The following is a 20,046-nucleotide window of genomic DNA, read 5'->3' on the forward strand; positions in this document are numbered from 1 at the left end:
TACAGCGACCAACGCGACCGTTGATGATCCGTGTTGATCAGACAACTGACCGGTTGTGCGTGTGTTGCGGGGAAGTCCGCACAGGTCAGCGCGGTGCTCCAGCGCAACGGGCGGCACCGCTCCCCCACGGCTCCTCCCGCGCCGCCCGGTCCGGGCAGGAGCGCTCCGGCAGACGGCCGGCGCGGGCCGCGGCACCTCAACTGCCGGACGCGGCCACGGCGCCGGCGGTCGCGGCGTCCTGGCGCTGCCACAGGGAGAGCACCACGAGGCCGGCGAAGACCTGCACGGGCAAGGGTACGGAGCCGAGTTCGGCGGTCACGCCCCGACCGGGGCGGATACGGGTGAACGTGCCCAGGTCCCGCCCCTGGCGCACGAGCCGCCACGGCCGGCGGAACCGCGAGACCCGCTCCAGACGGTATGCGGCACCGTCGCAGACCACCTCCCACGTCCGCCCGGCGCGGTGGGCCGAGGCCCGGACACCCTCGGCTGCCCGCAGTTCGTAGGACCGGCCCCATCGGGCGACATGGAACTCCGAGGTCTCCCCCGCCAGTTCGAGCGGCCCGCCGGAACGTCTGCCGCGCCGCCGCCAGTGCCCCACCGCGACGCCGTCGAGGACGATCTCGTGGTCACGGCTCCATCCGTGCTTCTGCGTGATCTCCAGCATGGCCCGCCCGCCCGGTCTGGTCACGCCCTCGGTCGAGGGCCTACCCCGAGCCTGCCCGGACCGGCGCGGCACACCCCTGCCCGCTCCGATTCCCCCGCGCCCCCGCCCCGCCCGGTGGTGTCCGCGCCGACGTGCCCCGACCGCGCACCGCCGCGCGAGGAGCCGTTCCGGGTTCCGGCCGTCCATGTGACCGCCGTGGAGGTCAACGACACCATCGCCAACCTGTTCTTCCGCGAGTACCACGGGACGGACTGGGTGGGCTTCGAGGCGTATCCGGCCGCGGCGGGCTCAGCGGTGTACGAGGAGTTCGTCCGGCAGCGCCGGCAGCCCGGGGGCAACTGGCGGGCGTGAACCGGCCGCCACCGGACCGCGGAGGGCGGCGCCACCGCGCTGCTCACGCGCTGGGCGCGCCGAGCAGTGCGGGGAAGGTCACCCCGGTGAGTTCCTCGGAGACGGCCCACAGGCGCTGCTGGGCGGCCGCGTCGTGGGAGTCCGCGCTGGAGGCGACGGGCCGGGGGTAGCCGCGGATCTCCCCGCGTCCGCCCGGGCCGTAGTACTGCCCGCCGGCGGCCTCGGGGTCGGTGGCGGCGCGCAGGGTCGGGAGCGCGCCCATCTCGGGCTTCTGGGTGAGCAGCGGCGCGAGCCAGGTGACGGGCATCCGCAGCGGCGCGGGCGTGTTGCGGACGAGTTCGGTGTTGGACACGCCGGGGTGCGCGGCCACCGCGACGGTGGTGCCGTGCGGTGCGAGCCGGCGCTGAAGTTCGTAGGTGAACATCAGGTTGGCCAGCTTGGACTGGCCGTATGCGCCGATGCGGCTGTACGAGCGCTCCCACTGCAGGTCGTCGAAGTGGACGGCGGCCCGGATGCGGTGGCCGGTGCTGCTGACCGTCACGACGCGGGAGCCGGGGACGGGCAGCAGTCGGTCCAGCAGCAGGCCGGTGAGGGCGAAGTGGCCGAGGTGGTTGGTGCCGAACTGCAGCTCGAAGCCGTCGGCGGTGGTCCGCCGCGGGGTGTACATCACGCCCGCGTTGTTGACGAGCAGGTCGATGCGCGGGTGGGCCGCGCGCAGGTCGGCCGCCGCGGAGCGGACCGACTCCAGGGACGTCAGGTCCAGGGCCTGGACGGTGACGGGGCCCATGGCACCGGCGGGGGCGCCCGCGGTGATGCGGGCCGCCGCCTGCCTGCCCCTCTCGACGTCGCGGACGGCCAGGACCACCGCCGCCCCGCGCTCCGCGAGCATCCGGGCGGTCTCGAAGCCCAGCCCGGTGTTGGCACCGGTCACGACCGCCACCCGGCCGCGCTGGTCGGGGATGTCCCGCTCGGTCCAGTTGTCACCCATGGCGCACTCCTAAAGAACCAGTGGTCTGTTACCACCGCCAACGTAAGAGACCGCCGGTCTCATGTCAAGAGACCGGCGGTCTGCAAGCTAGGCTGAGGACGTGACCTTTCAGCGGGCGAGGAGCGAGGAGCAGCGGGAGATCCGCCGCCGGGCGATCCTGGACACGGCGGCGGCAATGCTGGACGAGATGCCCGTTGCCGAGGTGAGCCTCAATGAGCTCAGCCGGCGGGTGGGCCTGGCCAAGTCGAACGTCCTGCGCTACTTCGAGTCGCGCGAGGCGGTGCTGCTCGAACTGCTCGACGACTTCCTCGGCAGCTGGCTCGCCGAGCTGGCCGACGAGCTGGCCGCGGGCATCGAGGCGGACGCCGCACCGGACGCACGGGCCGGCCGGCTGGCCGAGATCCTCAGCCGGTCACTGGCCGACCGGAAAGTGCTGTGCGACCTCTTCGGCGCCCAGGGCGGCGTCCTGGAGCACAACGTGTCGGTCGAGGTCGTCAAGCGGCACAAGCGGTCCTCCCTCGCGCGGCTCGCGGACATGACCGCACTCGTCCGCCGCCACGTGCCCGAACTCGGCGACGACACCCAGCTGTTCTGCCTGATGGGCCTGGTCTCGGCGGGCGCCCTGGCGGCCTACGTCCCGCCGCCCCCCAGCCTCCTCGCCGCTTACGCGGAGGAACCCGCGCTCGGCGTGCTCCACCTGGAACTGCGCGACGCCCTGCGGGCCTCCTTCACCTCCGCGCTCCTGGGCATCCTGCCGCGCACCTGACCCCCGCCCCGCGCCGCACCCGTTCGGCCCCGGTCCGGGGGAAGAGGGGGGTGGTACGGCCTCCCCGTCACCTGGTCAGGGGCGCTTCCGGGTCCTGCCGGCGGCGCAGCCACTGCGCCCGGGTGATCTCGTACCGTACGCCGCCGTGCTCGGCGCCCTCCACCGCCGCCATGCTCGCAGGCGTGGGGAGGGCCCCCGCGAGGGTCATGCCGACCTTCTCCATGACCGCGCGCGACCCGCGGTTGACGGCCATCGTCTCGCCCCACACCATGCGCAGCCCCAGCGCGGTGAACCCCTTGCGCAGCAAGCCCCGCGAGCCCTCGGTGGCGTATCCCCGGCCCCAGGCCGACTGCCGCAGCCGGTAGCCGAGTTCGGCCTCCTCCCGCGGGCCGTCCGGCTCGGGGCGCAGGCAGAACCAGCCGACGAACGCCCCGCCGTCGCGCTCGTACGCGGCGAACAGGCCGAGCTGGCCGCCCCACTTCGCGTAGCCGTCGACGATCGACGGCAGGTGCCGTGCGCGCACGGTCTCCGGCGCGGTCGCCTCGCCCCCGGTCAGGTAGCGCATCACCGCGGGGTCGCTGTCCAGCTCGATCAGCAGGTCGGCGTCGTCCGCGGTGAAACGGCGCAGCGCGAGGCGCTCGGTCTCCAGATACGTGTCCACGTGGCGGATGATGCACGGTCCGGGCGGGGGCGCTCAACCGCGTTTCGGTATCGGCGCGGTGGCTCCGGTGAGGGTGTCGTCGAGTTGTGCGGCGAGGCGGGGGTGGCCGTCGGCCAGGTGGGGGCGGGCGGCGGTCAGGGGGGCGAGGAGGGCGGCGGGGTCGTCCTGGGCGAGGGCCTCGTCGAGCCGGCCGAGGGGGAGCCGGGCCGCGGCCGGGAGGTCGGTCAGCGCGCTGATCCGCCCGGCGATGCGGCGCAGCTCCGCCGCATTGCGCCGGGCCCAGACGCCGGTGGCGCGGTCGGCGGCGCGGCGGTCACGGGTGGCCTGGACGCGCTGCTCCCCGGTGGCGCCGGCCGGCCCGGGGCGGTTGCGCAGGTAGCGGCGCTCGGCGGCCTGGCGGCTGGCGACGCCGAGCGGGTGGGCGAGGTCGGCCCAGCTGGCGCCGGCGCCGCGGGCGGTCTCGATCAGGCCGGTCTCCCACCCGGCGAGCTCTTCCCTGACCTGGCGCAGCAGGAGGAGGGAGGCCAGGGCCTGTTCCGGGCCCGTGCCCTGCCAGGAGGCGGCGGGCGCCTCGTCCTGGGCGGTGCGCAGCGCGTCACGGATGGCCTCCAGGGCCGCGGCGGCGGCGAGGAAGGAGGCGGGGCCCTGCTCGTCGGCGGGCGGGGGCGGTTGGTCGGTCTCCGGCATGGGCGCTTCTCCCTGTGGTCCCTGTGTCATCGGCGCGTCATCCTTTCGACGACACCACGTTTGTCATCCATTGGATGACATGGTACAACGGAATCGTTGAAGCGCATTGGCAGGTACTGCCCGAACCTTCTGGAGGTGTTTCGCGATGTTGATGCGCACCGACCCGTTCCGCGAACTCGACCGGCTCGCCCAGCAGCTGACCGCTCCGGGTACCTGGTCCCGCCCCTCCGCGATGGCGATGGACGCCTACCGCGAAGGCGATGAGTACGTGGTGTCCTTCGACCTGCCGGGCGTGAGCGCCGAGGCGATCGACATCGACGTCGAGCGGAACATGCTGACGGTCAGGGCCGAGCGCCGGCCCACCTCGAAGAGCGACGACGTGAAGATGGACCTCTCCGAGCGTCCGCTGGGCGTCTTCTCCCGCCAGATCGTGCTGGCCGACACCCTGGACACCGAGCGCATCCAGGCGGACTACGAGGCCGGGGTGCTGACGCTGCGCATCCCGATCGCCGAGCGGGCCAAGCCCCGCAAGGTCGCTGTCGGCGACGGCTCCCGCAAGCAGATCGCCGGCTGAGGCCGGGGCCGCCGACAGCCGCGGCGGCCGAAACGGCGGAGGACGGCGGAGGACGGACGCGCGCCCCCCTTCGGCCCGTCCTCCGCCCCGCCGCGCCATCCCCCTTCACCACGGGACCACGGGACCACCCCGCCCCCACCACCCCATCACCGCAGAAAGGCACGCACAGCAGTGATGTCCGACCGGCATGCACCGCTCCCCCACGACTCGTCCGCGACGATGACGTACGACCAGATGCTGGAGCGGGTCCGCTACGAGGGCGCCTACCCCACGCGGGAGCGCGCCGAGCAGGCCGTCCGCCTCGTCCTGTCCGGGCTCGGCCGCCAGGTGACCGGCGACGAGCGCGTCGAACTGGCCGCCCGCCTGCCCTTCGAGGCCGCCCGCGTCCTCAGCAACCAGGTACCCGACCTCCACCCCCTGACCGGGTGGGGCTTCGTCAAGGACCTGGCCACCCGCGCGGGCGCGAGCCCGGCCACCACCCGCTGGGACACCGGTTCCGTACTGTCCACCGTCGCCGACCTCGCCGGCCCGGACCTCCTCACCCGCATCCTGCGCCAACTCCCGGGCGGCTACGCCCTCCTCTTCGGCCGCGCCGAACTCACCCCCCTCACCCAGGCCGCCTGACCGCCCACCCGCCCCCCGGCCCCGGCCTCTCCCGGGGCCCCGGGCGGGCGCGGGGGCGGGCCGTGGCGCATCCCCCCGACCCCGGGGCATGCCTAGGACAGCGAGCTCGATGTGCAAACGGGCGCCACCCGACTGCTCTCGTCGACACGCCCGACCTCGTACTTCTGGGTCGCTCACGAACGTCGGCCGGTAGGCGGCGAGTTGCGATGGCCTACTGGCGGGCGCCCTCGAACGACTTCCAGCGCCCTTCGGAGACCACTTCCACGGCGCCGTCTACCACCTTGATAGCGGTCTGCTCGTCAATCGCATACGCGGGACCCCCGATACCGGCCGCCCACCGTTCCGCCGCAGCCGTCGTGTTCTCCGGACAGGCCGGGTGATCCAGGTGCGGGAAGATCGAGAAATCCACCACCCCCAGCGCGCTGTCGCCGCCGGCGGGCGGCTTCCAGCCCACGAAGTCCTCGCCGACACGGGGGGTCATCACCATGCTCCCGGCGCTGAGTCCCACGTAGACCGTGTCGGGCAGCGACGGCAGGAGTTCGGCCAGCCCGGACTGCCGCATCCAGTGGCACAGGTACAGCGCGTCACCACCGTTGACCAGCAGGACGTCGGCCGCCTGGACCCAGGAGACCCAGAGTGCTTCCTCGATGCTGGGCAGCGCGGTGAGTTCCAGCACGCCCACCGACTTCCACCCCAGTGCGGTCATCGGGTTCGCAGATCGTCCACTGATGAATCGCCATGGTCCGCCCGGATCGGCGCCGGGGCCCGCATACCCCGCGGTGGGGATGCACAGGGCGCTGGACTCGGCAACCGGCTTACCCAGCAGGCCGACCAGCGCATCCTGGATGCTCTCGTTCGTGATGCCGGAGTCGGTGAGGAGAAGCTTCATCATGTCCTTCCCGAAGTGCTGACCACGCGCGTCGGCAACCAGCCGTTCGTTCGCCAACACGTCACAGGCGCCACCATGTCATGGCCGCACCCGGACCATGCACACGCCGGACCTCGGCATGGCTGAGGCCGAGCTGGCGCAGGGTGGCCCCGCACGGGCGGTCCGGGACGCCGGGCGCGGTCGTCCAGGCCGCGGGCGTGGCCCGCCTTCACGTACCGGGGTGCGGGGCGGTGGGCGCTGCTCGGGTGGGGCGGTTGCCGGGCGCAAGCCCTTGACCAGAGCTTCGCGGGTCTTTAAAGTCCTCGCACCTCACGAGGTACATCGATTAACCAATCGTTAACCGCCTGGTTGGAGACCTACGCTGTGCGCTCATCGCTGACCCGGCGCGGTTTGCTCGCCGCCGGCTCCGGTCTGGCTGCGGCTGCCGCGCTGCCCGCTCTGTCCGGTTGTTCGTCGCTGTTCGCGTCGGACTCCGATCCGGACACCCTCGTCGTCCACACCCAGCTCGGCACCACCGCCACGGGCTCGCCGACCTACCTGGCCGCCGTGGACCGCTTCCGCAGGCAGAACCCGGGGATCAAGGTGAAGAACCTGATCAACGGGGACGACCTGGGCCAGGTCTACGAGACCTCGCGCCTGGCCCGCAAGGAAGCCGACGTCGTCATGGTCAACCTGTACGACAAGACGCTGACCTGGACCGACGTCGACGCCACCGTGGACGTCAAGGGCTACCTCGACGACTGGGGGCTGCGCGACCGGGTGCTGCCCGCGGCGCTGTCGGCGTGGACGGACGGCAAGGGGCGGCTGCGGGCGTTCCCGTACTTCGCCACGAACTGGCCGGTCGCCTACAACCGGGCGCTGCTGGACAAGGCGGGCGTGGACGCGGTACCCACCACCGGGGACGAGTTGATGGCCGCGGCCAGGAAGCTGCGGGCCAAGGGCATCGCCCCGGTGACGGTCGGCGGCAACGACTGGACCGGGCAGAAGCTGCTGGCGCAGATCATCCAGACGTTCCTGACCGAAGACGAAGCGCGGCACGCGTACTCCACCGGCGACTTCGGCAGCCGGGGCGCCCGCGCGGGCATCGAGTACTTCACGATGCTGCGGGACGCGGGCGTCTTCGCCGACAAGGCGCAGGGGCTGACCTCGGACATCATGTCGACGCAGTACAACACGCAGGCGGCCGCCGCGCAGTCGGCGATGTCGTCCGCGCTGGCGAAGGTCCCGGCGGACGTCGCGCGGCACACGGAGGTGGGCGGCTGGCCGCTGGCCGAGGGCGCGGCGCACGACCGGCCGACGATCATCAGGGCGTTCACCCTGATCGGCTTCTGGATCAGCCCGAACGGCGTCCGCAAGATCGGGCACGTCGAGAAGTTCCTGCGGTTCATGTACAGCGCCGACACGGTCTCACGGTTCGTGACCGAGGCGGGGCGGGACATGGCGGTGCGTACGGACACCGTGAGCAAGGGCTTCCCGCTGGTGGCCGCCGCGCAGCGGCTCGGCTCCACGGTGAGCGAGGTGCTGCTGCCCGACGTGTTCGTGCCGCCGGCCGCGACCCAGCCGCTGATCACCGCGACCAGCACCTCCTTCACGCGCGGGACGAGCCCGGCGAAGGTGCGTGCCGCGCTCGAGTCCGCGTACCGGTCCGCATGAACCGCCGCACCGCAGGCCCGGCCCCCGCCCGCGCCCACCCCGGCACACGCCCCGGCCCCTGCGCCCACCCCCGTCCCTGCTCCGCCGACCCGACCCCGGGAGTCACCGCATGACGACGCTGACGACGACACCGGACGGCGGTGCCTCCACCCGCCGACCCCGCCGACGGGTCCCGGCCCCCGCCTCCGGGCGCCGCACGCCTCGGCAGGGCGGCACCGTGCTCGCCGTGCCGGCGCTGGTCTGGTACCTGGTCTTCATGGTCGGGCCGATGCTCGCGATCTTCGTCATCGCGGCCCTGCGCTGGCCGGGCATGCTCCAGCCGGTCTCCTTCGCCGGGTTCGGCAACGTCCGCACCGTCGTGCACGACCCGACGTTCTGGGACGCGGTGTCCAACACCGCGATCCAACTGGCGGTCGCGGTCCCGGTGATGATCGTGTGCGCGTACATGCTCGGCTACTACGTGGCCCAGCGCCCGCCCGGGCACCGCGTCATCCGCTACCTGCTCTTCATCCCGGGGCTGATATCGACGCCGGCGAAGGCGATGGTCTTCTACGCGGCGCTGTCGCCGGACGGCCTGCTCAACGGGGCGCTGAAGGACGTCGGGCTGGGGTCGCTGACGGACGCCTGGCTGGCGTCGCCCTCGACGGCGCTGGCCTGCCTGATCGCGCTGGACGTCTGGGGCGGCATCGGCTTCACCGCGGTGCTCTTCGCGGCCCGGCTGAGCAGCGTGCCGGACGAACTGGGCGAGGCCGCGCAGCTGGACGGGGCCGGGCACTGGCGGACGATGTGGACGATCCACTTCCCGGTGATCCGCGACTACGTGGGCGTCGTGACGATGCTCCAGTTCCTGTGGACGCTCTTCGGCTCCGCGCAGCACGTGCTGCTGCTGACGCAGGGCGGGCCGGGGACGTCGTCCACGACGCTGTCCTTCCTCGTCTACCAGAAGGCGTTCATCGCCTCGGACCTCGGCTACAGCCAGACCGTCGGGGTGTTCCTGTTCCTGACCGGGCTGGTCGGGCTGCTGGCCATCCGCCGCGTCTTCCGCCAGACCTACTGATCGGACCTGAGCCATGAAGTTCGGCAAGCGCTGGCTCCCGGCGCACATCCTGGTGTGGACGTACGCGGTGCTGCTCGTCGTCCCGCTGTACTACTTCCTCGCGTCGGCGTTCAAGAGCAACGACGCCATCTTCGCCCATCCGTTCGCGCTGCCGAAGTCGCTGGGGCCGCACAACTTCACCACCGCGTACAGGACGGGCCACCTGGGGCTGGCGGTGGCCAACTCCGGCCTGGTGACGCTCTTCGCGCTGGCGCTGACGCTGCTGCTGGCGGTACCCGCGGCGTTCGCGCTGGCCCGCTCCACCGGCCGGGCGGCCGGGGTGATCGAGAAGGTGTTCTCGCTCGGGTTCCTGATCCCCACCTTCGCCGCGCTGTTCCCGACGTTCCTGCTGGCGGCGGCCACCGGGCTCTTCCACACCCGCACGTTCATGGTGCTGTTCCTGCCGGCGACCGCGCTGCCGCTGTCGGTGGTGGTGCTGGTGCAGTTCATGCGGACCATCCCGCCGGAGATGGAGGAGGCCGCCCGGCTGGACGGGGCGTCCACGTTCGCGGTGCTGCGGCACATCTACACGCCGATGTGCCTGCCGGGCATCGCGACGGTGCTGCTGCTGAACTTCCTGACGTTCTGGAACGAGTACCTGTACTCGCTGGTGATCATCGGCCCCGACCCCTCGCAGCGCACCGTGCAGGTGGCGCTGCCCACGCTCCAGTCGATCACCGGCACCGACTACGGCGTGCTGACCGCGGGCACCGTCCTGACGCTCATACCGGTGTGGGTGGTGTACACCGTCCTCCAGCGGCGGATGCAGCAGGCGCTGGTCAGCGGCGCGGTGAAGATGTGACCGCGCCCACCGGACGGGCGCCGCGGCGGCCGACCATCAAGGCGGTGGCCGCCGCGGCCGGGGTGTCCACGGCCGCGGTCTCCCAGGCGTTCAACCACAAGGGCCGGCTGTCCGAGCCGACCCGGCGCCGTATCCTCGCCGCGGCCGCGGAGCTGGGCTGGTCGCCCAGCGCCCCGGCGGCGGCGCTGCGCAACGCGCGCACCCGCAGCCTCGCCCTGGTCGTGCGCCGCCCCACCGACGTGCTGGGCGCCGACCCGCATTTCAGCGAGCTGATCACCGGTATCGAGGGCGAACTCGCGCCGCGCGGCTACGGCCTGCTGCTGCACCTGGTCAGCGGGCTGCGCGAGGAGAACGCGCTGTACGAGCGGCTGGCCGCCGAGGGCCGGGTGGACGGCGCGGTGCTGACCGACGCCCGCGACGAGGACGCCCGGCCGGCGCTGCTGGCGCGGCTGCGGCTGCCCGCGGTGCTGCTCGGCTCCCCCGACGACACGGCCGTGGTGCCGCGGGTGGGGTTGAGCGACCAGGGGGTGGGGGTCGCGGCGGCGGTCGAGCACCTGCTCGGCCTGGGGCACCGGCGGGTCGCCTATGTGGCGGGGCCGCCCGAGCTCCAGCACACCCGGCTGCGCCGGGCCGCCTTCGAGCAGTCGCTGACCGCCGCGGGGCTGCGGCCGTTCGCGGTGCTGCACACCGACTTCAGCGAGCGGATGGCGGTCGGCGCGACCGAGGCGCTGCTTCGCGCCCGCGACCGGCCGACGGCCGTCGTCTACGCCAACGACTCGATGGCCGTGTGCGGCATCGGCACCGCGCAGCGGGCCGGACTGCGCGTGCCGGCGGACCTGTCGGTCGTCGGCTACGACAACCTGCCGCTGGGCAGTTGGCTGCACCCGCGGCTGACCACCGTCGACCAGCAGGTGCAGCAGGTGGGCGCGGCCGCCGCCCGGCTGCTGCTGTCGCTGTGCGGCGAGGACGTCGAGGGGACGGCCCTGACCGGACTGCCCCGCCTGGTGGTCCGCGCGTCCACCGGCCCGGCCCCCGGCCGCCCCGCCTGAGCCCGCACCACCGCACCACCGCTCCACTGCTCCACCGCTCCACCCGATCCCGAACACCCCGAGAAGGACCATGCGACGCCACAGCGCCCAGCTCACCCACCAGCCCGACGTCCTGCCCTGGCTCGGCGCCAACTTCTGGTCCCGCACCGGCGGTCCGCTGATGTGGCGGGACTACGACCCGAAGACCGTGCGCGAGGAGCTGCGGGTCCTGGCCGAGCACGGGCTGAACACGACCCGCTCCTTCTTCTACTGGCCGGACTTCCACCCCGAGCCGCACCGGATCGACGAGGAGTGCTGCGCCCGCTTCGAGGACTTCCTCGACGCGCACCGGGAGGCGGGCATGGGCACCGTGCCCACCTTCATCGTCGGCCACATGTCCGGGGAGAACTGGGACCCGGTCTGGCGCGGCGGCCGCGACCTGTACGAGGACGTGTGGATGGTCGGCCGGCAGGCGTGGTTCGTGTCGCGGATGGCGCGGCGCTTCAAGGACCACCCGGCGGTCACCGGCTGGCTGATCACCAACGAGATGCCCGGCTACGGCCGGATCTACCAGGTCGACCCGCCGTCCTCGGACGTGGTGACCGCGTGGGCGCAGGCGATGTGCAACGCGGTGCGGGCCACCGGCGCCACCCAGCCGGTGTCGCTGGGCGACGGGGCCTGGGGCATCGAGGTGACCGGCCGGGACAACGGGTTCTCGCTGCGGGAGACCGCCGAGTACGTGGACTTCGTCGGCCCGCACGTGTACCGCTCCGACACCGACCGGCCGCGGCAGCACTACCGCGCGGCCTTCGAGTGCGAGTTGGCGGCGGTGACCGGGCAGCCGGTGGTCCTGGAGGAGTTCGGGCTGTCCACGGACGCGGTCTCGGCGCGCAACGCGGGCCACTACTACCGGCAGACCCTGCACAACTCGCTGCTGGGCGGCGCGACAGGCTGGATGGCCTGGAACAACACCGACTACGACGGCCTGTGGGACCGTTCGCCCTACGACCACCACCCGTTCGAGATGCACTTCGGCATCACGGACGCGACGGGCGCGCCGAAGGAGCCGCTGCGGGAGCTGGCCGCGTTCGCCGGCGTGCTCAAGGCGGTGGACTTCGCGCGCTGCTCCCGCGCCGACGCCGACGCCGCCTTCGTGGTGCCGGCGTTCCTGGAGCGCGGCTACCCCTACAGCCGGCCCGCCGACCGGCCGCTGATCTTCACCTCGCTGCACCAGGGCTACGTCACCGCGCGCGCCGCCGACCTGGCGGTGGGTTTCCTGCGGGAGGCCGACCACCTGCCCGGGCAGGCCGCGCTGTACCTGCTGCCCGCCACCCGGCAGCTGACCACCCGCACCCGCCGGGAGCTGGCCGCCCGGGCCGAGGCGGGCGCGACGGTCTACCTGTCCTTCTGCTCCGGGGAGCACCCGGCGACCCGCGGCCCGTGGTTCGACGACCTGGACGGGCTGTTCGGGGTGGAGCTCCAGCTGTCCTACGGGGTGGCCGAGCCGATCGAGGACGCCGTGCTGGAGATGACGTTCACCGAGCCGTTCGGGGACCTTCCGGCGGGCGAGGTGCTGCGCTTCCCGGTCGCCGGCAACGAGGACAGCCGCGCCTACCTGCCGGTGGAGCCGCGTACCGGCCGGGTGGTGGCGGTGGACGCGCACGGCCGCCCGGCGCTGGTCGTCCGCGAGACCGGCGCGGGCCGTACGGTGCTGGCCACCTACCCGCTGGAGCACATGGCGGCCCGCACCGCGCACGCCAACCCCGAGGACACCCACCGGCTGTACGCGGCGCTGGCGCGGGTCGCGGGCGTGCGGCGGCCGGTGACCGTGGCCGACCCGCGGGTCAGCGCGGACGTGCTGGTGCACGAGGACGGCCGCCGGTTCGTGTGGCTGGTCAGCCAGAGCGCCGAGCCGCTGACGGTGCGCCCGGCCGCCGAGGGCACCCTGCACGGCCTGCACGACGGCGCGGCCGTGGCGGACGTGGCGCTGGACGCGTACGGGGTCGCCGTGCTGGAGCTGCGGTGACGCGCCCCGGCCCGCGCTACCTCGACCCGGCCGCGCCGGTCCCCGAGCGGGTGCGCGACCTGCTGGGCCGGATGACGCTCGCGGAGAAGGTCGGCCAGGTCAACCAGCGGATGTACGGCTGGGACGCCTACGAGCGGGCCGGCGGCGGGCACCGGCTGACGGCCGCGTTCCGCGCCGAGGTCGCCGCCTTCGGCGGGATGGGCGCGCTGTACGGGTTGCAGCGGGCCGACCCCTGGTCCGGGGTCGGCTTCGACGACGGGCTCGACGCGGCCGCGGGCGCGGCGATGGCCGAGCAGGTGCAGCGGCACGTGCGGGAGCACACCCGGCTGGGCATCCCGGTGCTGCTGGTGGAGGAGATGCCGCACGGCCACCAGGCCCTGGACGGCAGCGTGCTGCCGGTCAACCTCGCGGTGGGCGCGACCTTCGACCCGGAGCTGTACGCGCAGGCGGCGGCAGCGGCGGGCGCCGAACTGCGGTCCCGGGGCGCTCACCTGGCGCTGGTGTCCGCGCTGGACCTGGTGCGCGACCCGCGCTGGGGGCGCGCCGAGGAGTGCTTCGGGGAGGACCCGCACCTGGCCGCGCGGCTGACCGAGGCGCTGGTGGACGGGACCGGGCGGGCCGGGGTCGGCGTGGTGCTGAAGCACTTCGCCGGGCAGGGCGCGACGCTCGGCGGGCGCAACAGCGCGGCGACGGAGCTGGGCGCGCGCGAGCTGCACGAGATCCATCTCGTGGCGGCGCGCGCCGGGGTGGCGGCCGGTGCGAGCGGGGTGATGGCGGCGTACAACGAGTTCGATGGGCTGCCGTGCGTCGCCAGCCGCTACCTGCTCACCGAAGTCCTGCGGGAGCGCTGGGCGTTCGAGGGGATCGTGATGGCCGACGGCGGGGCCGTCGACCGGCTGGTGCGGCTGACCGGGGACCCGGTGGCGGCCGCGTCGCTCGCGCTGGACGCCGGCTGCGACCTGAGCCTGTGGGACGCCTGCTTCGCGCGGCTCGGCGAGGCGGTGGAGCAAGGGCTCGTGGCGCAGGCCGCGTTGGACGCGGCGGTGGCGCGGGTGCTGACGCTGAAGTTCCGGCTCGGGCTGTTCGAGCAGGCGGGTGCGCCAGCCGGCGGCACGTCCACCGGCGCGGGCCCGTACGCCGCCGGGCCGCGTCCGTCTGCCGCTGAGGTGGGCGAGCGGATCGCCCGGGCGTCGCTCACGTTGCTGGCGCACGACGGCGCCGTCCTCCCGCTGTCCCCGGCCACCGGCCGGATCGCGGTGCTCGGCCCGAACGCGGACCGCGTCGAGCAGCAGATCGGCGACTACACCGCGCCGCAGCGGCCGGGCAGCGGCATCACGGTCCTCCAGGGCATCCGTGCGGCGGCCGCGCCCGGCACCGAGGTGAGCTACGCGCGCGGCTGCGCCCTGGTCGGGGACGACGTCTCCGAGGTGCCCGAAGCCGCAGCGCTCGCGGCCGGCGCGGACGTGGCGGTGCTGGTGCTGGGCGGCTCCAGCGCCCGGTCCGCCGGCACCGCCTTCGACGACAACGGCGCGGCCGTGGTCTCCTCCGGCGCCGCGCCCGGCATGACGTGCGGCGAGGGCGTCGACCTCGCGGACCTGGCGCTGCCGGCCGGCCAACTGGCGCTGCTGGACGCGGTGTCGGCGACGGGGACGCCGGTCGTGGTGGTCCTGGTCCAGGGCCGTCCGCACGCGCTGCCCGACCTCGACGGCCGGGCCGCCGCCGTGCTGAGCGCCTGGTACCCGGGGCCGCGCGGCGGGCGGGCGGTCGCCGAGGTGCTCTTCGGCGTCCACGAGCCGCGCGGGCGGCTGCCGGTGTCCGTCCCCCGCTCGGCGGCCCAACTCCCGGTCTTCTACAACGGCAAGGACCACCGCTACCGCGGCTACGTCGACCAGACCCATCTGCCCCGCTACCCGTTCGGGCACGGCCTGTCCTACACGGAGGTCCGCTACGGTCCGCCGCGGCTGTCGTGCGGCAGCGTCGGGGCCGACGCGCCGACGCTGACCTGCCGGGTCACCGTCCGCAACGTCGGCAGCCGCCCGGCCGACGAGACCGTCCAGCTCTACCTGCGCCGGCTGACCGGGGGCTCGTCCTGGCCGCGAGTGCGCGAACTGCGGGCCTTCACACGGGTGTTGCTCGCACCGGGCGCCGAGGGCGAGGCGGTCTTCGAGGTCGGCGCGCACACCCTGGCCTCGCTCGACCGCAGCCTCACCTGGCGGGTGGAGCCCGGCACCGTGTCCCTGGAGACCGGGCCCTGCGCCACCCGTACGCAGGGCGCCTGCCTGGAGATCACCGCGCCCCGGCCCTGAGGACCGTGCCGGCGGCCGGACGTATTGACGCGTGCATGTCGTGTGGCTAACTTCGATGAGCGCTCCCCCACGGCACACCTCCACCGCACCGCCTCGGCCGCCTGCGATCCGACAACGTTGCCAAGCGGCCCTCCGCACCACCGCCCCACCCCTCCGTTCCGGACACCGCTCGCGGGGAGAGCGCTTTCCGGCGGGGGCCGGCGGCCCCTGCCCAAGGGCCGCCGCCCCCGCCGGTTTCCCCCACCACCCTCACACGAGCAGGTGAGACATGAAGAGATACGCCCAGTGGGTGCTGGCGCTGGCCGCGGCGGCCGGACTGGCCGCCGCGTCGCCGGCCTCGGCCCACGCCCTGGCCGCGCCGGCCGGCGCGTCCGGCCAGGCGACAACCGCCCAGGCAACGACCGGCCAGGCGACGTCCGGCCAGACGACGAGCAGCCAGGTGACGACCGACCACGCGTGTTCCAAGCCGCTGCACCCCGGCGCCCCGGTCTGCTACGCACTGGTCCGCACCGACATCGAGGCGCTCCACGACAACGCGCTGTCGCCGCACGCGACGCCGTCCGGCTACGGCCCCTCCGACCTCCAGCAGGCGTACAACCTCGCCTCGGCCGCGGCCTCGAAGGGCGGCGGCGCCACCGTGGCCGTCACCGAACTGGCCGACAACCCCAACCTCGAGTCGGACCTGGCGACCTACCGCGCCCAGTACGGGCTGCCCGCGTGCACCACGGCCAACGGCTGCTTCCGCAAGGTCAACGGCAGCGGCCAGCAGAGCAACTACCCCAGCGGAGACACCGGGTGGGGCGTCGAGGCGTCCCTCGACGTCGACATGGTCTCCGCGGTGTGCCCGCTGTGCCACATCCTGGTGATCGAGTCCGGCGACCTGGAGGCGGCGCAGAACCTCGCCGTGTCCCTCGGCGCCGATTTCATCTCCAACAGCTGGGGCACCGGCGACGGTTCGGGCGACGCGGGCGCCGACGCGGACTTCAACCACGCCGGGGTGGTGGACGTCGCCAGCTCCGGTGACGGCGGCTACGGCGTGAGCTACCCCGCCACCTCCAAGTACGTCGTCGCCGCCGGCGGCACCACCTTGAACCGGAACTCCGGGACCACGCGCGGCTGGTCGGAGACCGCGTGGTCCGGCTCCGGCGCGGGCTGCTCGTCCTGGGAGTCCAAGCCGACCTGGCAGACCGACACCGGGTGCGGCGGCAACCGGACCGTCGCCGACGTCTCCGCGGTCGCCGACCCCGCCACCGGCGTGGCCGTCTACGACACCTACGGCGAGGGCGGCTGGTTCGTGGTCGGCGGCACCAGCGCCTCCTCCCCGATCATCGCCGCCACCTACGCGCTGGCCGGGGCACCCAGCACCTCCGCGGCGTCCGTCCTCTACAGCCACGCGGGCGCGCTCAACGACGTGACGTCCGGCTCCGACGGCTCGTGCAGCACCTCCTACCTGTGCAACGCGACCACCGGCTACGACGGCCCCACCGGCCTCGGCACGCCCAACGGCCTCGGCGCGTTCAACGGCAGCGGCAGCGCCACCGCGACCGGCCCGATCACCGCCGGCGTCGCCTCCTCGCTGTGCGTGGACGACCGCTCCTCGAACACCGCGAACTTCAACCCGATCCAGATCTGGAACTGCAACGGCAGCGCCGCCCAGCAGTGGACCGTCGCGTCCGGCAACACCCTCCAGGTGCTGGGCAAGTGCCTGGACGTGAACAACGCCGGCACCACGTCCGGCACCACCGTCGACCTCTACGACTGCAACGGCACCGTCGCGCAGGTCTGGCAGCCGCAGTCCAACGGGTCCCTGCTCAACCCGCACTCCGGCCTGTGCCTGGACGACCCCAGCAGCTCCACCTCCGAGGGCACCCAGCTCCAGATCTGGACCTGCAACGGCACCTCCGCCCAGGTCTGGCACCTCCCCTCCTGATCCGCGGGCACCGTACGGCGCCGCCCCGCTCCTCGTGGAGGGGCGGGGCGGCGCCGGTGAGCGGCGGCGGGCGGCGGGCGGTCAGGAAGCGAGGCTGGCGGGCAGCTCGCGGCGGTGGCGTATGTTGAGTTTGCGGTAGGCGCGGGTGAGGTGCTGCTCGACGGTGCTGACGGTGACGAAGAGCTTGTCGGATATCTCGCGGTTGGTGTGGCCGCGGGCGGCCAGCGAGCAGACCCGCAGCTCCGCCTCGGACAGCACGTTGGTGACCACGTCGTCGGCCGGGGGCAGGCTGCGCGGCTGCTCCGCCGGTACCGCGCCGACGGACTTCGGCATCAGCGAGGAGCACAGCCCTTCGGCGCCGCACTCCCCGGCCATCCGCCACGCCTGCCGGACCAGCAGCCGGGCCTGCGCGGCGGCGCCCTGCCGCTGGTGGGTGCGGCACAGCTCGACCAGGGTCAGCGCCAACTCGTAGTCGTCGCCCGCGGACTGGAGCATGTCCACGGCGCTGCCCAGGAGTTGGGCCTGCTGCGCGACCGGCCGGGTGGTGGCCTGGACCCGCAGCGCGACCCCGAGGGTGCGGCGCTGGCCGCGCCGCACCAGCGCCAGGTGCTCGTCGGCGAGCCGGCTCGCGCGCTCCCGCTGCCCGCGCTGGAGCCACACCTCGACCGCGCCGGTCCGCCACGGCGCCAGCGTCGGCGAGTCCAGGTCCCACGCCTGGGCCTTCTCCCCGCACTGGACGAAGTCCGCGAGCGCCGCGTCGTGGTAGCCGGTGGCCAGGTAGTGGCGGCCGCGCGCGTACAGGTAGTGCAGCCCGAAACGGGTCCCGAACAGGCCCGGTGGGACCGGGGTGTTGACCAGTTCGGCGCTGGCCGCGTGGTCGCCCATCGCGGTCCTGGCCTCGATCGCGGTGGCCAGCGGCATGCCGATCTCCACGCCCCACGCCTCCACCGACATGCTGCGCAGCGCGGCCTCGGCCGACTCCGCGGCGCTGCGCAGCGCGCCCCGGCGCAGCGCGATCAGCGCCCGCGTCGAGGTGAACTGGGCGTGCCAGGTCGGGGCGTGGCGCTCGGTCGCGGCCGTCCGCAGCCGGCCGCACCAGACGGCCGCCGACTCCAGCCGGTCGGCGTATACCAGGGCGGCCATCGCGGAGTTGAGCGAGCTGATGGTGTCGTCCTCGACCTGGAGGTGCTGGAGCACCCGCTCCGCCTCGGCGACCAGCACGTCGTCGGCGCCGCGGGTCAGCACCGCCCACAGCGTGTGGATCGCGGACAGCCGGGGGCGGCCGATCTGGTGCGAGGGCGGGGGCCGGTGCCGCCCGGCCGGCAGGTCGCCGACCAGTTGCTGGTGCACCCCGGGGTAGGTGAACGCCAGCCACAGCCGGGTCACGTCCAGTTCCAGCGCGAGCGGCCGCGCCGGGACCGGCTGCTGTGCCGGTACGCGGCCCGGCGCGGTCGCGGGCGCCGCGGGGGCGTGGTGCTGGGCGGCGGCACGGTGCGGCGCCGGTCCGGGTGCCTGCGCCGCGGGTGCCTGCGCCGCCGGACCGGGGGCGGCGGCCTCGGCGTACAGCGGCGCCATGATCTCGACGGCGTCGGCGACCCGGCCCTGCACCAGCAGCCGGTTCGCGACCTTCAGCCGCAGCGCGCCCGGCAGGTCCCCGCTCCTGGCCGGCCCCACCAGCGACAGCATGATCCGCGCGGCGGCCTCGGGCTGGTCGCGCCACTTGATCCGCGCCAGGTTCGCCTTGATGACATGGCTCTTGCGCCGGTCGTGGCAGCAGTTGTCGGCCAGTTGCAGGCACTGCTCCGCCAGCGCGACCCGGTCCTCGCGCAGCGCCTGGTCGGCCGCGTCCATCAAGAACCGCGGCGCCCACTCGTCCTCCACCGCGCCCGCCGCTATCAGGTGCTGGGCGACCACGATGACGGGCGCGCCGTCGTTGCGCAGCAGCCCGGCGACGCGGTGGTGCAGCCGGGCCCGGTCGGTGGCCGACATGTTGTCCAGGACCGCCGAGCGGATCGCCGGGTGCCTAAAGCGCAGCCCCTCGATCAGCCGGGACTCGGTGAGGATCTTCATCGCCGCGTCGACCTCGCACTTCTCCAGCCCGACGAGCTGGGCGAGCAGCCCCGTCGAACCGGCGCCGTTGGCGATCGCCAGCCCGCGGGCCACCCGCAGGCCGTGCAGGCCGCTGCGGCGGGTGCAGGCCACCGACGCCTCGCGGAACAGGTCCGCGGCGACCTGGTGGTAGCCGGTCTCGGGGTGCGCCGGGCGGGCGGTGTGGTCGCTGACCAGGGCCTGGGCGAGCAGCGGATTGCCGCCGCTCATCGCGTAGAAGCCGGGCGCGTACTGCTCGGCGGCGGCCGGGCCGAACCGGTCCGCTATCAGGTGGGCCATGCCCTCCTCGTCGAACGCGCCCAGCCGTACGTGGGCCACGCCCGGCCGGCAGGCCAGCTCGGCGAGTATCCCCGCGCAGGGGGCCGCCCCGGACGGGCCGAGGGTGAGCAGGATCGCCACCGGGTTGCGGCGGCAGCGCCGGATGAGGTGCAGCAGGCACGCCAGCGACTCGGCGTCGACGTGCTGGATGTCATCGACGCACAGCACCACCGGCTGCCGGGCGCCGAGTTCGGCGAGCAGCCCGTGGAGGGCCTGCAAGGTCTGGGCGGCCCCTGCCGCCGGCCGCAGGTGCGCGGTCTCCTCCTGCTCCTCCCGGGCTCGTTGGAGCTGGGCCTGCATGTCGGCGCCGGTACCGGCGAGTTCGGCGCTCTGGAAGAGCTGCTCCACCACCGCGTACGGAATCGCGCTCTCGACGACGGACCCGACTGCGCCGAGCACCATGTACCCGCGGGCCGCGGCTCTGGCCGCCACGGCCTCCAGCAGTGTGGTCTTCCCGAAGCCCACCGCTCCGCTGATGACACCCGTCGCGCCGTTCCCCTCGGCGCATCGGTCCAGCAGCTCGGTCAGCTGATCGAGGCATTGGTCGCGCTCCAGCATGTTACTGGGAACCCCT

17 protein-coding genes are annotated in these 20,046 nt (G+C 73.8%); 11 read left to right on the forward strand and 6 right to left on the reverse strand.

The genetic code is table 11. The annotated features are described in order from the left end of the window. Nucleotides 1-196: 196 nt before the first annotated feature. A complete protein-coding gene (locus AC3ERT_RS08735; RefSeq protein WP_435131009.1) occupies nt 197-688 on the reverse strand; it encodes a hypothetical protein in 492 nt (163 codons plus the stop codon). A 93-nt stretch (nt 689-781) separates the two neighbouring features. Between AC3ERT_RS08735 and AC3ERT_RS08740 the strand changes: the two genes are divergently transcribed. Then, nucleotides 782-1,015: a hypothetical protein gene (locus AC3ERT_RS08740; RefSeq protein ID WP_435131008.1), complete on the forward strand. Its 234-nt coding sequence runs from the start codon at nt 782-784 to the stop codon at nt 1,013-1,015. A 43-nt stretch (nt 1,016-1,058) separates the two neighbouring features. On the opposite strand, the gene AC3ERT_RS08745 is transcribed toward AC3ERT_RS08740, so the two are convergent. Next, nucleotides 1,059-2,003, reverse strand: coding sequence for an SDR family NAD(P)-dependent oxidoreductase (locus AC3ERT_RS08745; protein WP_435173512.1), 945 nt, complete (start codon nt 2,001-2,003; stop codon nt 1,059-1,061). A 100-nt stretch (nt 2,004-2,103) separates the two neighbouring features. On the opposite strand from AC3ERT_RS08745, the gene AC3ERT_RS08750 reads away from it, so the two are divergent. Beyond that, nucleotides 2,104-2,769, forward strand: a complete 666-nt coding sequence (locus AC3ERT_RS08750; RefSeq protein ID WP_435131004.1) for a TetR/AcrR family transcriptional regulator — start codon at nt 2,104-2,106, stop codon at nt 2,767-2,769. 67 nt (nt 2,770-2,836) lie between these two features. Here AC3ERT_RS08750 and AC3ERT_RS08755 read toward each other — a convergent pair whose 3' ends face one another. Both AC3ERT_RS08755 and AC3ERT_RS08760 read right to left on the reverse strand, forming a co-directional pair. Further along, the gene (locus AC3ERT_RS08755) at nt 2,837-3,430 is read right to left on the reverse strand and encodes a GNAT family N-acetyltransferase (protein WP_435173514.1); all 594 of its coding nucleotides are present in this window, start codon (nt 3,428-3,430) and stop codon (nt 2,837-2,839) included. A 33-nt stretch (nt 3,431-3,463) separates the two neighbouring features. After that, on the reverse strand, nt 3,464-4,117 hold the full coding sequence (locus tag AC3ERT_RS08760; protein WP_435130999.1) for a type III effector protein: 654 nt from the start codon (nt 4,115-4,117) through the stop codon (nt 3,464-3,466). A 145-nt stretch (nt 4,118-4,262) separates the two neighbouring features. Between AC3ERT_RS08760 and AC3ERT_RS08765 the strand changes: the two genes are divergently transcribed. Together AC3ERT_RS08765 and AC3ERT_RS08770 are read left to right on the forward strand one after the other, a co-directional pair. Continuing rightward, nucleotides 4,263-4,691 carry an Hsp20/alpha crystallin family protein gene (locus AC3ERT_RS08765; RefSeq protein WP_335976890.1) on the forward strand — a complete coding sequence of 143 codons (429 nt, stop codon included), beginning with the start codon at nt 4,263-4,265 and terminating at the stop codon, nt 4,689-4,691. A gap of 174 nt (nt 4,692-4,865) precedes the next feature. After that, entirely contained in the window at nt 4,866-5,315 is a 450-nt protein-coding gene (locus AC3ERT_RS08770; RefSeq protein WP_435130996.1) for a DUF2267 domain-containing protein, read from the forward strand. A gap of 211 nt (nt 5,316-5,526) precedes the next feature. Here the strand turns inward: AC3ERT_RS08770 and AC3ERT_RS08775 are convergent, their stop codons facing one another. Further along, nucleotides 5,527-6,204, reverse strand: a complete 678-nt coding sequence (locus AC3ERT_RS08775; RefSeq protein ID WP_435131157.1) for a Type 1 glutamine amidotransferase-like domain-containing protein — start codon at nt 6,202-6,204, stop codon at nt 5,527-5,529. 363 nt (nt 6,205-6,567) lie between these two features. Between AC3ERT_RS08775 and AC3ERT_RS08780 the strand changes: the two genes are divergently transcribed. The 7 genes from AC3ERT_RS08780 to AC3ERT_RS08810 all read left to right on the forward strand — a co-directional run bounded on the left by AC3ERT_RS08780 (nt 6,568) and on the right by AC3ERT_RS08810 (nt 17,045). Continuing rightward, nucleotides 6,568-7,857 carry an ABC transporter substrate-binding protein gene (locus tag AC3ERT_RS08780; RefSeq protein WP_435130994.1) on the forward strand — a complete coding sequence of 430 codons (1,290 nt, stop codon included), beginning with the start codon at nt 6,568-6,570 and terminating at the stop codon, nt 7,855-7,857. 109 nt (nt 7,858-7,966) lie between these two features. Continuing rightward, complete coding sequence (locus AC3ERT_RS08785) at nt 7,967-8,914, forward strand: carbohydrate ABC transporter permease (RefSeq protein ID WP_435173515.1); 948 nt, start codon at nt 7,967-7,969, stop codon at nt 8,912-8,914. A gap of 13 nt (nt 8,915-8,927) precedes the next feature. Further along, nucleotides 8,928-9,755: a carbohydrate ABC transporter permease gene (locus tag AC3ERT_RS08790; protein ID WP_435173517.1), complete on the forward strand. Its 828-nt coding sequence runs from the start codon at nt 8,928-8,930 to the stop codon at nt 9,753-9,755. Next, nucleotides 9,752-10,804, forward strand: coding sequence for a LacI family DNA-binding transcriptional regulator (locus AC3ERT_RS08795; protein ID WP_435173518.1), 1,053 nt, complete (start codon nt 9,752-9,754; stop codon nt 10,802-10,804). The genes AC3ERT_RS08790 and AC3ERT_RS08795 overlap by 4 nt, the downstream gene beginning before the upstream one ends. A gap of 70 nt (nt 10,805-10,874) precedes the next feature. Then, a complete protein-coding gene (locus AC3ERT_RS08800) occupies nt 10,875-12,809 on the forward strand; it encodes a glycoside hydrolase 5 family protein (protein WP_435173520.1) in 1,935 nt (644 codons plus the stop codon). Between the two features lie 71 nt (nt 12,810-12,880). Further along, a complete protein-coding gene (locus tag AC3ERT_RS08805; protein WP_435173559.1) occupies nt 12,881-15,115 on the forward strand; it encodes a glycoside hydrolase family 3 N-terminal domain-containing protein in 2,235 nt (744 codons plus the stop codon). A 268-nt stretch (nt 15,116-15,383) separates the two neighbouring features. Further along, nucleotides 15,384-17,045, forward strand: coding sequence for a ricin-type beta-trefoil lectin domain protein (locus AC3ERT_RS08810; protein ID WP_435173522.1), 1,662 nt, complete (start codon nt 15,384-15,386; stop codon nt 17,043-17,045). A gap of 81 nt (nt 17,046-17,126) precedes the next feature. On the opposite strand, the gene AC3ERT_RS08815 is transcribed toward AC3ERT_RS08810, so the two are convergent. Beyond that, entirely contained in the window at nt 17,127-20,030 is a 2,904-nt protein-coding gene (locus AC3ERT_RS08815) for a helix-turn-helix transcriptional regulator (RefSeq protein ID WP_435173524.1), read from the reverse strand. Between the last annotated feature and the right edge of the window lie 16 nt (nt 20,031-20,046).

The sequence above is a fragment of the Actinacidiphila sp. bgisy145 genome (assembly GCF_057708125.1).